Source organism: bacterium, from assembly GCA_040755795.1.
GTDB lineage: Bacteria > UBA9089 > CG2-30-40-21 > CG2-30-40-21 > SBAY01 > JBFLXS01.
In genome coordinates, this window is the sequence record JBFLXS010000664.1 from 1 (window position 1) to 1,475 (window position 1,475).

A 1,475-nucleotide genomic window follows, 5' to 3' on the forward strand; every position below is an offset into this window, starting at 1 on the left:
TATCAACTCATTTTTTTCTCTCATCTCTTCTGTGTACTTACTGTTGTTGCTTGGCATGATGTTTAGACCTTCCAGTATTCTATGCATGTGGTATCATAACCCACTGTTTAATTTCCATACAAATCCAGAATCCATTGAGAAACATTATATAGATACTTACAATCTAAAATTTTTGATTTAGCTGCTCTTTTGGATGAAAAATTTAGTCACCTCATCAACAGGTTTATTTGTTGTTATATAAATAATATCTTTGTTTGATTCAACTAATTGTAGCAAAGATTTCAATTTAACCATATCAACAATAAAATATATTTCACTATATAGTTTTTTTTGATTCTTCTTTGATATATCGTATACATTAGTACACAAATATATAAATCCATTGATGAGTATAATTTGTTTAATTTCTCGAATATGTGTCTGTCTAATAATCTTCATAAAATATCTAATAAAGATATAATTATCTTTAATGTAGATATCTGAGAATAAAAATTTTCTTCCGTAACTAATGAAAAAAGTAATTAGTATAAAATAAATCGCAAGACCACCATATGTCAATAATCTAGCAGTGCTATTGTTGCCGCATTTCTGAATGAAAAAATCAAATATTATATAAAACAGTATTGGCAAAATTAACATTGAAATCACTAATAACTTTCCAATTGTAAAACCCTTCTTAAAATTTTCCATGTCAAACTCCTTCATATCTTGAAATATTAGTGATTTCTAACCAATGTTGAGATCCCATCATATAGTATTGCTCCTTGGGTGCTCAAGTATCCATAGTAACTAATGTCGCTATATATATTTAAAGATGGATTTCCTGCTGTAAGCCCCCCAAGTATTGACATTGCTAATCCTACACCTGAAATTTGACTATCTAGTAAATAAGACTGCCCAATATATGATCCTCCATAAAGTAATGCATTGCTACCCATTTTAATACCGGCATTTATTGCTGCATTCGTAGAATAAGAAATGCCACTAATAACTCCAGAAAATGCCCCTGTAACTGTGCCAAATGCAAAACCATTCGCAAAGGAACTCCCAACATCATTCCAAGAAAAATTATTAGATGCAAATCCAATTACAGAAGTACCGGTAGCTGCGGCAACCCCCGTTATAAAACCTCCAACTATGGCATTTACTGTAGCAGTTGCTAAAACGCTAGTCAATGTTACAGTACCAGAAGCTGAACCCACAGCGTAAAAAGCTGCCATTGCTCCAGTTAGACCACCTGCAGAAATAACTGTCAAAACTCCTAGTGCCAATATAACTCCTACACCAATCAATACTTTGTAACCAGGATTTAACTCACTCCACCATGACATACCAAATGGATCAATATTCATCACTGGATTGTTGGCGCAATACGCATACATGTTCGTGGTTTGACTATCCCCAAAAGAGCCCAACAATCCGTCAGCATTGATAAATCTACCGATGTTGGCATCGTAGTATCTGCTGTTTAGGTA

At 33.2% G+C, this 1,475-nt stretch carries 2 protein-coding genes; both read right to left on the reverse strand.

Going from position 1 to position 1,475, the window contains the following annotated elements:
* Nucleotides 1-177: 177 nt before the first annotated feature.
* The gene (locus AB1414_20725; GenBank protein MEW6609835.1) at nt 178-369 is read right to left on the reverse strand and encodes a hypothetical protein; all 192 of its coding nucleotides are present in this window, start codon (nt 367-369) and stop codon (nt 178-180) included.
* A gap of 347 nt (nt 370-716) precedes the next feature.
* A partial coding sequence (locus tag AB1414_20730) for an RHS repeat-associated core domain-containing protein (protein ID MEW6609836.1) occupies nt 717-1,475 on the reverse strand: 759 nt, incomplete at its 5' end.